We start from the raw sequence: 14350 nt of genomic DNA, 5'->3' as shown, positions 1-14350 counted from the left end.
ATAGGTTAATCACCCTAACGACTTGTAACTATAAGCCTCGTTGCCATTCTTGCCGTAAAGCAATGGTTTGAGGGTGATTAATTGCCTGATTCACTTGTGCTAACATTTTTGCTTTATCCTGTCCTAAAACGCCTTTAAGCACTAGGTAATTAGAGGCATGATCTGAACGAAAAATCGTTTTATCTAAATCAAGCGTTGTCAGAAGCCACTGCATTTCCTGAAAGAGTTCAGGCTGCGTTAATTGCTGAAACTGACCATTAAACCCTTGTGCAAAACGTTGTTCTCCAAGAGGGAACGACACCACCAGAGTAGATAAATACTCTGGTTGCGCTTCATTCATCAAACGAGCAGAGTTTAATGCATGTTGCTTTGAATACTTAACGCCGCCTAAACCATTTAAAATCATCACCGAACTTTTAATACCCGCTTGTTTGGTTTTCGTTAATGCGCTCAATGAGCTTTGGTAAGTTTCACCTTTTTCTATGATGGACAATACCTGATCATCACCACTTTCACAGCCAACATAAAGTAAGCTCAGGCCTAGCGCTCTTAGCTCAGCGAGTTGTTCAACCGTTTTATTGCGTAAATTTCTTGGTAAACAATAACTCGATACGCGAGTCACTTGCGGACAATAGCGTTGGATCAGCTCTAGTATCGACTTTAACTGACGAAACGGTAACATCATGGCATCACCATCAGCCAAAAAAACTCGATGCACCGCTAAACCTGATTGCGCCACTTGTTGCAGCTCTTGCTCGATCAATTCAAGCTTTTTTGGCTTAAACTTTTTCGCATCACTGGTATACATTTCACAAAAAGTACATTGATTCCAAGAGCAGCCATTGGTCACTTGTAAAATTAAACTTTTCCACTCACTAGGCGGACGAAAAACAGGCTCGGTATAACTTAACGGATACATTATTCACCTACGTTGATAAACAGCAAAGTCGAGTTGATAAGCATTTTTACTATCGGCGGGAACAATTTCACTGTTCACTTTTTGCCAATCATTTTCTGTATCATACGAAGGGAACTTTGTATCGCCTTCAATTGCGGCATCAATATGTGTAATATATAAACGATCAGCTGCGGGCAAGCAGTGTTCATAAATGGCTCCACCACCAATTACCATGACCTCTTCAACATCACCGGCAAGCGATAATGCCTGTTCAACAGAAGTAGCAGTTTCTACTCCTTGAGCATGGTATTGTTGATCACGAGAAATCACGATATTTTGTCTGCCTGGTAATGGACGGCCGATAGATTCAAAGGTTTTACGCCCCATGATCACAGGCTTTCCTAATGTTGTTTTTTTGAAATAAGCTAAATCAGCTGGCAAATGCCAAGGCATGTCATTGTCTTTACCGATAATACGGTTATCGGCATGAGCAACTATCATCGAAAGAATGGTCATAAACAATCTAAACTGTGATTAAAGATGGCGTAATTTTATCATGCATTGACATCTTTAAAAATGCTGAACTAGCTTTTCATTAGTTGCAAATGAATCTGCAAAAAAGTGCGGACAATAAAAATGCCCATCGTAAACTACGACAGGCATTGATTAACGTTCTGATCACTAAGATGAATTATTTGCGGTATTCCACTTCCACATCATACTCGTCTTCGTCCCAGTCATCATCATCAAGATCGTCATCCCAATCATCTATTGCTTCTTGGTGGTAGGTATCCCACTTAAACTCAACTGATTTTTCTTCAGGACTCTCTTCGACTTCACCAGGTATGGTGTCAATGAAATCCATCAGATCTCGGCATAATTCATCCGTGCCTTGTTTATTAAAGGCAGAAATACAATACACCTCACCTTGCCAATTTAGCCCTTCAACAATACGAGTTTTAATTGCTTCAGCATCTTCTTCAAGCATTAAATCTAATTTATTTAACACTAGCCATCGAGGCTTATCCGCTAACTTCGCAGAATGAGATTCTAGCTCGTTAATGATCACTTTGGCATTATCTAAAGGGTCAGAACCATCAACTGGCATAACATCGACCACATGCAGTAAAGCTCGACAACGCTCTAAATGTTTCAAAAATTGTGTACCTAAACCAGCACCATCTGAAGCGCCTTTGATCAAACCTGGGATGTCGGCAATGACAAAACTTCGTTGAGCATCTAGGCGCACAACACCAAGGTTAGGTACTAAGGTGGTAAACGGATAATCAGCCACTTTCGGTTTCGCAGCGGAAACACTGCGTATTAGAGTCGATTTACCAGCATTAGGTAAACCCAAAAGGCCAACATCAGCTAATAGCATCAGTTCCAGTTTTAAATTGCGAATTTCACCCGGTGTGCCATCTGTTTTTTGACGTGGAGCTCGGTTAGTACTGCTTTTAAAGCGTGTATTACCTAAACCATGCCAACCACCTTTAGCCACCATCAGGGTTTGCTTATGTTTAGTTAAGTCACCAATTAACTCGTCAGTATCGACATCGATGGCGCGAGTACCTATTGGCACTTTCAGGTATAAATCATCCGCCCCTTTACCGGTCATATCACGGCTTTTACCATTCTCACCGCGTTTGGCACGATGAAAACGCTCAAAACGATAGTCAATTAAGGTGTTTAAACCTTCATCAGCGATCAGGTACACATCGCCACCATCGCCGCCATCACCACCGTTTGGGCCACCAAATTCTATGTATTTTTCTCGACGAAAACTAACGCAGCCATTACCACCATCGCCAGCTTCAACACGAATTTCTACTTCATCTACAAATTTCATGGTGTTATAAAACACTCCAAAACTAAATATCTGTACATATTATAAGCGATTATATCAACTAAGCTGATACAAAAGTTAATTTAACGCAATAATTATCTTATTAGCGTCAGCGCAGCCTAAACCATTCTGTAAAACGAACAGTTTTTATATACCTGAACTATTATTAAGACCCTGCATATAAAAAAAAACCCTGCCAAACAGCAGGGTTTTTCAAAGACTAAATACTGTTACTCAGCAACAATACTTACAAACTTGCGGTTTTTTGGACCTTTTACATCAAACTGAACTTTACCGTCAGCTAATGCAAATAATGTGTGATCTTTACCGATACCCATGTTGTCACCTGCGTGGAACTTAGTACCACGTTGACGAACAATAATGTTACCCGCTAAAACTGACTCACCACCGAAACGTTTAACACCTAAGCGTTTACTTTCTGAATCGCGACCGTTTTTGGTACTACCTGCTGCCTTCTTATGTGCCATTTTATAATGCTCCTAAAATTAGCCGTTAATACCAGTAATCTTCACTTCAGTGAACCATTGGCGATGGCCCTGCTCTTTGCGTGAATGCTTACGACGTTTAAACTTAACAATTTTAACTTTATCACCACGACCTTGAGTCACAACTTCTGCTGTTACTTTACCGCCAGCAATGTAAGGCGCGCCTACATTGATGTTATCGCCATCGGCAATCATTAAAACGTTATCGAATTCAACCGAAGCTCCAACTTCAAGTTCGATTTTTTCTAAACGAACTGTTTGTCCTTCAGTTACACGGTGCTGTTTACCACCGCTTTGGAATACCGCGTACATAGCTACTCCGTACTGCGTCATTTGTTATAGACGCTAAATTTTAAAAATATAGGGCGCGAATTCTACTCGAAGCGATAAGTGATCGCAAGCATAATTGAGATAAAAATATTAATTAATATTGAATATATTATCTCAAGGAATATAACCTTCATTATCGAACGAATTAGTGTAAACTTAACGCCATAAAAGTCGTATACAATTTGCAAAATCGGGTTAGCACGTTCGCTCTATGGATCTCAATCAAATACAAGCATTAGCACAATCAGACATGAGTGCGGTTAATGATCTTATCTATTCGCAACTTCAATCAGATGTAACCTTAATTAATCAACTTGGCATTTACATTGTTAACGGTGGTGGTAAGCGAATGCGCCCCATGTTAACCGTACTGGCAGCCAGAGCATTAGGGTATACCAATACCGACCACATTGACATTGCTGCCATTATTGAATTTATTCATACCGCTACTTTATTACATGATGATGTGGTTGATGAATCCAATATGCGCAGAGGTCGTGAAACAGCCAATGCATTATTCGGTAATAGTGCCAGTGTGTTAGTCGGAGACTTTTTATATACTCGTTCATTCCAGATGATGACTCAATTAGGCAATATGAGGATCATGGATATTTTATCCGACGCGACCAATATTGTTGCCGAAGGCGAAGTTTTACAATTAATGAACTGCAATGATGCCAGCACAACTGAAGCAAGTTATATGCAGGTGATTTATTGTAAAACAGCCAAGTTGTTTGAAGCAGCTACTCGCTTAGCCGCCGTCATTTCAAATCAATCCCCTGCCATAGAACAAGCCATGCTTGATTACGGTAAATACCTCGGCACGGCTTTCCAGCTGGTTGACGACATTATGGATTACACAGCAGACGCGAAAGAAATGGGGAAAAATGTCGGTGATGACTTAGCAGAAGGTAAACCTACTCTTCCGTTATTATATGCGATGCAACATGGGACAACACAACAAAGTGAACTGATTAAAGCAGCCATAGAAACTTGCAATGGCATGGATAATTTAGACGCCATTCTCACCGCAATGGAGCAAACAGGTTCGTTACGTTACACCCAAAAAATTGCCGAACAAGAAGCTGATAAAGCGATCCGCGCACTAGCCGTGCTTCCTGAGTCTGAATATAAACAAGCGTTAATCGCATTGGCGCATATAGCGGCAAATAGAAGCGCTTAAACTGGCAACGAAAAGGCCGTAATTATTAATACTGCGGCCTATAACTCATTGTATGAGTGATTGGTTCTTAACTTTTATCACTTTCCCACAGTACTTAAAGGTAACCTTTTAAGGCTCAGAAAGGGCGGCAGAAAGGCGCTCCCCATTGCGTTTATTACTCGCTATGTAACCAATATATTGTGGAATACTCACCAATAACTGATCAAACAGCTTAATCGGCAAGTGGTGCTTTTTAATCATTTGCTCAGCCCAGACCCGATCAACAACCATGGCTTGCCCTTGCCCGACAGTTAATCGATGAAATAACCGTTTTAGTGCGACCACCTCATCAGTATAAAATGAAACTTTAATGACATTGGCAGACATTTGTTGCAGTTTTTCTTCAATAATAGCCGGGTATACATAGGAGCGAGCCACTAAAACATTGAGCCCTTTGCTTTGCATAAGCTGTTCAAAAGACATAGGGTTTTTATCACTAACAGCAAAAGTAAGCTCCCAATCTGCAATCGGTTGCTTTATCAACTGTAAATTATCATTCTCATCAACATGCAAAATAAAATCTATTTTTCCTGACTTTACTAGCTGCATACAGCGAGGAAAAGGCAGTTCAGAGAACTTGTATTGCATGTTGGCAAGAGTTAGCTTGTATTTTAAATAATCAACACTCACCCCAACTGCTTGATTATTTTCATCAATAAAGGAGTATGGCTCCCACTCTTCATAACAAAAAGAAATTGGTTGCTCACTTGCCTCTAAAGGAGTAATACAAACAAAGCTTAACAAAAACCAAAAAATCAACCTCATAGCATGTCCTTTCAGCTTCCTAATTTAACTATAGGCGATTAAAAGTTTTTTGAGACACAAAACGTTATATTTTTGCCGATGCTAACACATCAAAGTAATAAGTTAAGACAATGACATACAGTTTCTTAAGGGCATGATCAAAAAAACCGCCTAAGAAGGCGGTTTTTTTTAAAGAGCGACTCAATTAGCCGTTGATAAAATCAACACCTTCTTGAATATCACTGTTAAGTGTTGCCAGCATATCGTCTTTTGCTTTTTGCTCAAATGCACTTAACTCACCATAAGGTAAAATTTCTTCAATACCATTTTTACCTAAACGTACAGGGTGAGCAAAGTAAGGGGCATCACCACCTTCAACCTCAACGTACGCATAATCAACAACGCTTTCACCTTGTAAACCTTTCACTAAAGACATACAAAAACGAGCTGCTGCTGCACCCATTGATAAAGTTGCAGAACCGCCACCCGCTTTAGCATTTACTACTTCTGTACCAGCATTTTGAATACGCGGTGTTAATGCAGCCACTTCTTCATCTGAGAAAGTAGCGCCTTCTACTTGAGAAAGTAATGGTAAGATTGTTGTACCTGAGTGACCACCAATCACTGGCACTTTAACATCTGCAACGTCTAAACCTTTTAATTCAGCAATAAATGCTTCACTACGAATAACATCTAATGTTGTTACACCAAATACACGGTTTTTATCGTAAGTACCTGCTTTTTTAAATACTTCAGCAACAATTGGAACTGTACCATTTACAGGGTTAGTGATAATACCAACTAATGCTTTAGGGCAATTAGCAACAATGCCTTCAGCCAAAGTCTTAATAATACCCGCGTTCACTGCAAATAAATCAGCACGATCCATACCAGGCTTACGTGGCATACCTGCAGGAATGATAACAATATCAGCACCTGATAATGCATCAGCTAAATCATCAGCACCAAAACCTTCAACTTTAACCGCTGTAGGGATGTGAGATAGATCAACAGCAACACCTGGCACTACTGGTGCAACGTCATATAAAGATAACTCAGAACCTGCCGGTAATTGAGTTTTTAATAATAATGATAACGCTTGGCCGATACCGCCAGCTGCGCCTAATACAGCTACTTTCATTGGATGTCTCCGAAATTTGAGTATTTACGTAAATAATTTGCTGCCAAAAGATATAGCATATGACAACAAAAAACAATGTTTAATCGTGTATTGAGATACAAGGATAGCGTATAATTTCACGAACGGAATAATACTTAGGTATAAAATAAAACTAACCTATTCTAACCATTCATCAGATCAATATAGATGTAACTTTTATGACTACAGTTCAGCAGAAACAAGAAGCATTAGTACAAGCATTTAAAGATTTGCTTAAACAGGAACAATTTGGCTCACAAGGGGAAATTGTTGAAGCACTGAAAACACAAGGCTTTGACAATATCAGTCAATCAAAAATATCTCGGATGCTCAGTAAATATGGTGCGGTTCGCACCCGCAATGCTCGTCAAGATATGGTGTACTGTCTTCCCGCAGAACTCGGCGTACCTACAGCGCAAAGCCCATTGCGTCAATTGGTGCTTGATATTGAATACAACGAAATGATGATCATCCTACGAACTAGTCCTGGGGCGGCTCAGTTAATTGCTCGACTATTAGATAGCTTAAGTAAAAGTGATGGCGTGTTGGGCACTATCGCAGGTGATGACACTGTTTTTATTGCGCCCACTAAAATCAGTGAAATAAAAAAAACCGTAACACGTCTAGAAGAGTTATTTTCTAAAAAATTCAGTTAAATAACATTAGCGTGCAGTACGCTAATTTAATTATCGCTCTTTGCGAGTGTCGCTAAAAAATTCAAACTTGGTGCAAAAAACGCTGCACCCGTTTCCGCTTGGGTGTATTTTAACAGGTGGTCAGAATGACCATGAACGTCACCTTCAATCATGCTCTTGAGCATTAGTTCAAATGGTTCAGGTGATTGACAATAAGCAACAAACATTAAGCCTTGTAACTTCATATCACCGTACGGCATACTCTGACGCAAAATTTCAAGCGTTTTGCCATCGGCATCTTTAATGCCAGCACGCTTAATATGTGACGTTAGTGGTTTATTTTCACTGGTATACTCTTCGTTGTCTAATTTAGTGCGGGCAAAAACATCTTCTTGCTCTTTTACTTTCAGGGTATTCCATAAATTTAAATTATGGCGATAACGTTGAATATGTAGATAACTGCCACTTGAAAATGCTTGGTCGCTTTGTTCATCCACCAATGCAACTTCTCGTCTATGACGACCTTGAGGATTTTCTGTGCCATCTACAAAGCCAGTTAAATCTCGTCCATCGAGAAAGCGAAAGCCGCGTACTTGCTCAATCAATTCAACACTATCTGCCAATAAAGCGCATACTTTACCCGCCACAATATGATTGACATCGGCGCGATCACTGCGCACTTCAATGTACAGATCATAATTCACCGACGGCGCAATTCGATCATCACACTTAATTTCACTAAACGGTTTTAACGCTTTAGGCCGAGCATGGGGATATAACTCATCCCAATAATTAGCTCCGATAGCAATAACGCCCGTTAAATTACTTTCTGAAAAACGATCCGCGTACTTATCAAATAACGCAGGTAAGCGCGACAAAGCTTGTCGAATATGAGAATTTTTATCATCTAAAGCATTAAATAATAAATAATAGCCATGCAAACTGGGCTCCGCACAAATACCGAACTGCTCTCTTGCCATACCTGTTCTACTTAAAAATTACTAATAGCTTAATTTTACACGTTTTTAATGAATAAGCAGTAGTTGTTTATCACTAAGAGATAAAAAAGCCAACAAGCAAATACTTGTTGGCTTTTCTTTCAAGAATAACAGGTAACGAATGATTAGCCGCGAGTAAATTCTGGATAGGCTTCCATACCACAATCGGCTTTGTCAACGCCTTCGTATTCTTCTTCAGCGCTAACACGAATGCCCATAGTCACTTTAAGTACATACCAAACGACAAAGCTAGTAACGAATACCCAAGCAAATATCGTTGCCGCACCAATTAGCTGCCCGCTAAAAGTAGCGCCATCATTTGTTAACGGTACAATCAATAAGCCGAACAAACCAACCACACCATGAACAGAAATTGCACCAACTGGATCATCAAGTTTCAATTTATCTAAACTGACAATTGAGAATACAACAATTAATCCGCCAAGCGCACCAAACACTGTCGCTTGCAGCGCCGTTGGTGTTGATGGTTCGGCAGTAATAGCCACTAAGCCAGCCAATGCACCATTTAATGCCATGGTTAAATCAGCTTTTTTGAATAATATTTTAGCTAAAATCAATGCAGCTACAGCACCACCAGCAGCGGCAGCATTGGTGTTTAAAAATACCATAGCAACAGAATGCGAGTTGCCTATATCACCTAGCTTTAATACTGAGCCACCGTTAAAACCAAACCAGCCCATCCATAAAATAAACGTACCTAAAGTCGCTAATGGTAAATTAGCACCTGGGATAGCGTTTACACGACCGTCTGCTCCATATTTACCTTTACGAGCCCCCAGCAATAAAACACCGGCTAACGCTGCAGAAGCACCAGCCATATGCACAATACCTGAACCTGCAAAATCAGAAAAACCTAAATCGCCTAAGCTATAAAGCCCAAACACAGCATTTCCACCCCAAGTCCAACTACCTTCCATTGGATAAATCACGGCAGTTAATACCACAGTAAATGCAAGAAATGCCCATAACTTCATACGTTCAGCAACCGCACCTGACACGATAGACATGGCCGTTGCAACAAAGACGACTTGGAAGAAGAAATCTGAAGCCGCGGAATAAATAGCGCCACCGGTAAAACCACCTTCACGCTCAGCAAATGACTTTAATACCGCCTCTGAGTCAACCGTTTCTATACCTGATAAAAAGAAACCACCGCCATACATAATTTCATAACCACAGGCTAAGTACATCATGCAAGAAATCGCATATAACGCGACGTTTTTAGTTAAAATTTCTGTGGTATTTTTAGCTCTTACTAAACCCGCTTCTAACATTGAGAAGCCCGCAGCCATCCACATTACCAAAGCACCACATACTAAAAAGTAAAAGGTATCCATGGCATATTGTAAGTGAAAAATATTTTGTTCCATGATATCCCCCTTAAAGTGCTTCTACATCGTTTTCACCGGTACGGATCCGCACGGCTTGTTCAAGGTTATAGACAAAGATTTTGCCATCACCAATTTTACCTGTGTAAGCAGACTTAGTGATCGCTTCGACTAAACGTTCCACTAAATCATCAGTCACGGCAACCTCAAGTTTCACTTTAGGTAGAAAGTCTACCTGATACTCCGCACCACGATAGAGCTCTGTATGCCCTTTTTGACGGCCAAAACCTTTGACTTCACTGACTGTTAACCCTTCAACACCGACTTCAGAAATCGCCTCTCGGACATCGTCTAATTTAAACGGTTTTACAATTGCGCTAATTAGTTTCATTGACTACCCCTATTTATAGTTTGCATAGGAATATTCAATACTTGTACCAAATAGTTTTTTTCATTCAAAAACAGATAGATAACAAGTTATCGTGTGTATCAACGCACTAGCTAGCACCAAATTGGTGCATTTAAATAATACGATTGATGAATCGTGGTGCACATTTAAGTGTTCAGCACCACTTATAGCTAAAAATTCAAGGCAACCTAAGAATTAGATAAGCATATAAGCTGAATGTGAGATTGGATCAGTGGGTGTTAAGTTTGTTTTGATTAGTTTGCACAACCTTCCATGAACAAACTGTTTAAAGTGTAGTTAAACTGCATATTGTTTCTATCAAGTACCATTTAAGTTGAGATCCCTTCAATCACTTCTTGTGCAATAATATCTACATATTTTGACCAAGCGGTTTCCGATAGTTCATCAAACTGCCCTTTAAGATTGTATTGAAGTGATAGCATGAATGCGGTTTTTATTATGGTAAAGTGCTCTATTTGTGCCCCGTATTCTTTATGTCTTTTGCCCAGTTCTCTTAACTGAGGCTTAAAATCTTCAAAATGCTCTACTTCATTCACAGCGAAGCTAATTAATTCATAGAAGTGTTTTTCTATCGTGTCACGATCACTTTTAAACATCGGTTTAATTAATGGTGCCATCTCAAATAAATTATCGTAAAAAACTTTAGCAAAATCATTACCGCCTTTGCTTAACTGGGCAAACGATAATCTAATGATGTTTCTTTCATCCATAGTTAGAAGCATTTTGACTCCTTCAATATAGATATATAAACGACGATATTCATTAACCTTAATTAATAAATCATAGCTGCACTTGGGTTCAGCACCGCCAGTATCGCCAACCTTTCCATATCACAGAAATCATTGGCTCGTTCAAATATCTCTGAACTAACAGCTATTTCGGCTAGTTTTTCTGCTGGCAATAGTTGTTCAACAGAAAGTTTTTGCTCATGATGATTGGCAAGCATCATACGTTTAGCAATGTATAACAGCTTGGTATCTGTGGTAGCAAATTCAAAATCTTGCTCATCTTGAAAGCGAATAGGTTCAATCAAGTTATAAGGGAGTTGCCATAATTTTAACAACTCACCAGTACAGTCACCAAAGCTAAAACCTAACTGTTGTTTTTGTTTATCCCAAGGTAACTCACCATGCTTAAATTGGTGTATTTTTTCCACCTCGTCTGCTGCGAACTGTTGCATGACCAGCTCACCTAAATTGTGCAACAAACCGAGAATAAACAATCGCTCAGCATTGGGTACCGATAGCTCAGAGCCTAAAAACTTTATCATCAAGGCACAATCAACACTTTGCTCCCAAAAGCTTTCTAAAAACCCCGTTGGCGCTTTAATGGCTTTAAACGCTTTAGTCGTAAAGTAGGCAATGACTAGGTTATATACCTCAGTGATACCCAGTACGAGTACCGCTTTTGAAATGGTATCTATTTTACCTGGGTAGTTAAAAAAAGAACTGTTCGCCAGTTTTAAAATAGTGCCTGATAATGCAGGATCTAACAAAATCACATCGGCAATATCATCAATGGTTGATGATTCATCATCAATCAATTCCTTTATACGCACAAAGGAGTCAGATAGTACAAATACTTCACTCGCTTTCTCAGCGTAATCAATGGCATCCATAAATAGCACCTTTACCACTTATATCGAAGTAAATAAGAAAAAACCTCAAACTAAAAACCACCACAAAAAACTTCCTCACTCAAAACGATATAAAATGGAATAACGAACTGCTAACCTCAGTATAGACAAAATTTTCTTGCGTGAAGAAAATTTCACTCACCCTTTTTAAATCAATTAATATCCCATATAAATACGCACACACACACCTTAATGCCACTGTGCATGAATATGATATGACGAGAATTTTCTGATATTAATGACTCCAGTATCAAATAATAAATATTGCCCTTTTATCCCGATTAATGTGCCAGCTACTACGTCGGTTTTATCAAAACTAAATGAGGTTATTTTTGTTGGAAACTCTTCAACAGGAAAATTAAGCGTCACAATGTCAGCGTTTAACTGCTTAACAGCATCAACGCCAAACTTTAAACGAATATCGTCTAAACGCTGGGTTATGTGTGGCACTAACTCTTGTGCTTTTTGCTGTAAGTCTATTGGCTCGGCATTGCCTTTGAGCATAGTACGCCAATTGGTTTTGTCAGCAATAAACTCCGCTAACGCAGTTTCCACTAACCCTGACTGTAACCGAGTATTTACCACAAATATGGGGAGTGCTTGAGTTGCTCCTTGGTCTATCCAGCGAGTAGGTACTTGTGAATGACGAGTAATACCGACTTTTAAACCTGAGGTATTTGCTAAATAAACATAATGAGGAATAAAACAATGCGTCTCCCCCCATTCAGGTTCACGACATGTACCTTTATCAAAATGACAGGTTTCAGGCTTCATGATACACATATCACACTGAGCTAATTTCTGCATGCAAGGGAAGCAAAAACCTTGTGAGTAGCTTTTCTTGGTTTTTCTGCCGCAATGGCTACAACTAATGTGATGATGAAAATGAAGTGATAATGTTTTACCTATTAACTGGTTGAGCTTCACCGATTGCTCACCGATAGGTAATTGATATTGTACTTGCCCTTGCTCATCTAATTGAGCTGTCATTTTTCGTAAGGCACCAACGTCTGTCTGCATTTTTCTACCGAGTCATTTATATTGCAACCATGATAAGAAAAAATGGCATACTACACCAATAAAAACTGCACCATAATGAAGATGACCAATAAAAAAACCGCAAACTGGAGTGTCTACTTACTGCGTTGTTCAGATAATAGTCTATATGCTGGTATCACCACAGATATCGAACGACGATTAATAGAACACAATCAATGTAATAAAACCGGCGCAAAATACACACGTGTACGCCGACCTGTGCTACTTGCCTATTTAGAATCAGCAGAGAATCGTCAGTCAGCAAGTCAGCGGGAATACCAATTAAAACAATTGAGCAAAGCTCAAAAAGAAAAATTAGTCGACGGCTATACACTAAAAAACATCACAGATGTTCACTCAAACCATTGATTTTACTGGTCTGCTCAGTAAAGGATAGCTTCGATTTCTTGCTTAACTACTGCTAGAATAGCTCGTTTTTCATTTTCCCCTTGAAGTAGGTTCCATGTTTTTAGAAAGCTATTGTAGTGCCTCAGGCAACAAAATTAGTTTTACACGTCAGCAAGGCAGTGACTTTGCTAAAAAAGTTGCAAATGATTTCAACCCCCTACATGATGCGGATGCTAAGAGATTTTGTGTACCCGGAGATTTACTTTTCGCTTTAGTATTAGAAAAATCCGGTTTATCACAAGAAATGAAGTTTACCTTTTCTGGTATGGTAAACGATGGGGTCGAGTTAACTTTTCCTAGTATTATCGAACAACAAGCCTCGATTGTTGATGACAATAACAAGGAATACTTGAGCATAACAGCCAGTGGTAAAAACACCTCAGATAGAGCAACTATCTCAGCATTAACCAAAGCTTATGTAGAGTTCTCAGGGCAAACGTTCCCGCATATTTTGGTAGCTCTGATGGCCGAGAATAATGTCATGATCAACCCGACACGCCCAATGGTCATGTATGAAAGCATGGCGATTCATTTAGATAATGTCGATTTTACTTCGGTCGAGCTTAAACTCGCTCAGTCTACCTTATCAATTGATGGAAAGCGTGGCGTGGCAGATCTGATTTTTGATCTGATCTCTGATGGTAAAAAAATTGGTCACGGTAAAAAACATATGCTACTGAGCGGATTAAGACCATACGAACAAGCAACCATTGATGATATTGTGCAACAATATAATAGTAAAAAAGCGCAATTTAGTGCTTAATTATCCACTTTGATAGAGCCTTAAAGGCTCTATCGTCTATGTTTAAATTTAAGCCACCAACTATCCATTTGTACGGCACTTTTTCTCATCATACGTTGACTCTTTCTCAGCCAATTTTTTGCCCAAGGGTATTGGGTACTTAATATGGCTAATCCAAGAGGAATAAAAATAACCGCAGGCCCAGGTAATAAGATAAAAATAAGGCCAATAGCAACACATGCAAAACCAACAACAGTTAAGGTTAACTTTTTCATCTTTCACTCTTATGAATAATTTAATCGATTGAACTATCAATTAAGCAAGTATCAATCCAAAGAAATAGTTACTTAATAATCAAAAGGTTAAATGTTTCGCAATCAAAACAATTAGTTTAAATCACAAATAAATT

The 14350-nt window shown here is 39.2% G+C and carries 18 protein-coding genes; 4 read left to right on the top strand and 14 right to left on the bottom strand.

What is annotated here, in order from left to right; genetic code table 11:
- Positions 1–28: 28 nt before the first annotated feature.
- The 5 genes from IV514_RS02715 to rplU form a co-directional block, all read right to left on the bottom strand.
- Positions 29–919: a radical SAM protein gene (locus IV514_RS02715; protein WP_206483362.1), complete on the bottom strand. Its 891-nt coding sequence runs from the start codon at positions 917–919 to the stop codon at positions 29–31.
- Between the two features lie 3 nt (positions 920–922).
- Entirely contained in the window at positions 923–1414 is a 492-nt protein-coding gene (folA, locus tag IV514_RS02710) for a type 3 dihydrofolate reductase (protein ID WP_346776888.1), read from the bottom strand.
- Positions 1415–1589: 175 nt separating this feature from the next.
- Entirely contained in the window at positions 1590–2747 is a 1158-nt protein-coding gene (gene cgtA / locus IV514_RS02705; RefSeq protein WP_206483361.1) for an Obg family GTPase CgtA, read from the bottom strand.
- 227 nt (positions 2748–2974) lie between these two features.
- Positions 2975–3232 (bottom strand): 50S ribosomal protein L27, encoded by a 258-nt coding sequence (gene rpmA, locus IV514_RS02700; protein ID WP_206483360.1) that lies wholly within the window; start codon positions 3230–3232, stop codon positions 2975–2977.
- Positions 3233–3250: 18 nt separating this feature from the next.
- Positions 3251–3562, bottom strand: coding sequence for a 50S ribosomal protein L21 (rplU, locus tag IV514_RS02695; protein WP_206483359.1), 312 nt, complete (start codon positions 3560–3562; stop codon positions 3251–3253).
- A 229-nt stretch (positions 3563–3791) separates the two neighbouring features.
- Here rplU and ispB point away from each other — a divergent pair, with 229 nt between their 5' ends.
- The gene (gene ispB / locus IV514_RS02690; RefSeq protein WP_206483358.1) at positions 3792–4763 is read left to right on the top strand and encodes an octaprenyl diphosphate synthase; all 972 of its coding nucleotides are present in this window, start codon (positions 3792–3794) and stop codon (positions 4761–4763) included.
- 108 nt (positions 4764–4871) lie between these two features.
- Here the strand turns inward: ispB and IV514_RS02685 are convergent, their stop codons facing one another.
- Both IV514_RS02685 and mdh read right to left on the bottom strand, forming a co-directional pair.
- Positions 4872–5567: a transporter substrate-binding domain-containing protein gene (locus IV514_RS02685; RefSeq protein WP_206483357.1), complete on the bottom strand. Its 696-nt coding sequence runs from the start codon at positions 5565–5567 to the stop codon at positions 4872–4874.
- Positions 5568–5751: 184 nt separating this feature from the next.
- On the bottom strand, positions 5752–6687 hold the full coding sequence (gene mdh, locus IV514_RS02680; RefSeq protein ID WP_206483356.1) for a malate dehydrogenase: 936 nt from the start codon (positions 6685–6687) through the stop codon (positions 5752–5754).
- A 197-nt stretch (positions 6688–6884) separates the two neighbouring features.
- On the opposite strand from mdh, the gene argR reads away from it, so the two are divergent.
- Positions 6885–7361 carry a transcriptional regulator ArgR gene (argR, locus tag IV514_RS02675; RefSeq protein WP_206483355.1) on the top strand — a complete coding sequence of 159 codons (477 nt, stop codon included), beginning with the start codon at positions 6885–6887 and terminating at the stop codon, positions 7359–7361.
- 26 nt (positions 7362–7387) lie between these two features.
- On the opposite strand, the gene IV514_RS02670 is transcribed toward argR, so the two are convergent.
- The 6 genes from IV514_RS02670 to IV514_RS02645 form a co-directional block, all read right to left on the bottom strand.
- Positions 7388–8320, bottom strand: a complete 933-nt coding sequence (locus IV514_RS02670; RefSeq protein WP_206483354.1) for a Dyp-type peroxidase — start codon at positions 8318–8320, stop codon at positions 7388–7390.
- Positions 8321–8463: 143 nt separating this feature from the next.
- Positions 8464–9729: an ammonium transporter gene (locus IV514_RS02665; RefSeq protein ID WP_206483353.1), complete on the bottom strand. Its 1266-nt coding sequence runs from the start codon at positions 9727–9729 to the stop codon at positions 8464–8466.
- 10 nt (positions 9730–9739) lie between these two features.
- The gene (gene glnK, locus IV514_RS02660) at positions 9740–10078 is read right to left on the bottom strand and encodes a P-II family nitrogen regulator (RefSeq protein WP_206483352.1); all 339 of its coding nucleotides are present in this window, start codon (positions 10076–10078) and stop codon (positions 9740–9742) included.
- A 347-nt stretch (positions 10079–10425) separates the two neighbouring features.
- Positions 10426–10839 carry a globin domain-containing protein gene (locus tag IV514_RS02655; protein ID WP_206483351.1) on the bottom strand — a complete coding sequence of 138 codons (414 nt, stop codon included), beginning with the start codon at positions 10837–10839 and terminating at the stop codon, positions 10426–10428.
- A 50-nt stretch (positions 10840–10889) separates the two neighbouring features.
- Positions 10890–11735: an HDOD domain-containing protein gene (locus IV514_RS02650; protein ID WP_206483350.1), complete on the bottom strand. Its 846-nt coding sequence runs from the start codon at positions 11733–11735 to the stop codon at positions 10890–10892.
- Between the two features lie 207 nt (positions 11736–11942).
- A complete protein-coding gene (locus tag IV514_RS02645; RefSeq protein WP_206483349.1) occupies positions 11943–12773 on the bottom strand; it encodes a DUF2797 domain-containing protein in 831 nt (276 codons plus the stop codon).
- A gap of 42 nt (positions 12774–12815) precedes the next feature.
- Here IV514_RS02645 and IV514_RS02640 point away from each other — a divergent pair, with 42 nt between their 5' ends.
- Positions 12816–13160, top strand: coding sequence for a GIY-YIG nuclease family protein (locus tag IV514_RS02640; protein WP_241242152.1), 345 nt, complete (start codon positions 12816–12818; stop codon positions 13158–13160).
- Between the two features lie 94 nt (positions 13161–13254).
- Positions 13255–13962 carry a DUF3581 family protein gene (locus IV514_RS02635; protein ID WP_206483348.1) on the top strand — a complete coding sequence of 236 codons (708 nt, stop codon included), beginning with the start codon at positions 13255–13257 and terminating at the stop codon, positions 13960–13962.
- A 29-nt stretch (positions 13963–13991) separates the two neighbouring features.
- On the opposite strand, the gene IV514_RS02630 is transcribed toward IV514_RS02635, so the two are convergent.
- Positions 13992–14216 (bottom strand): PGPGW domain-containing protein, encoded by a 225-nt coding sequence (locus IV514_RS02630; RefSeq protein WP_206483347.1) that lies wholly within the window; start codon positions 14214–14216, stop codon positions 13992–13994.
- Positions 14217–14350: the final 134 nt, after the last annotated feature.

Origin of the sequence: Thalassotalea sp. G2M2-11 (genome assembly GCF_017168195.1) — a bacterium.
In the GTDB taxonomy this organism is placed as follows: Bacteria; Pseudomonadota; Gammaproteobacteria; order Enterobacterales; family Alteromonadaceae; genus Thalassotalea_E.
Note: the sequence above shows the minus strand (reverse complement) of the source record. Positions and strands in the feature narration are given on the sequence as shown.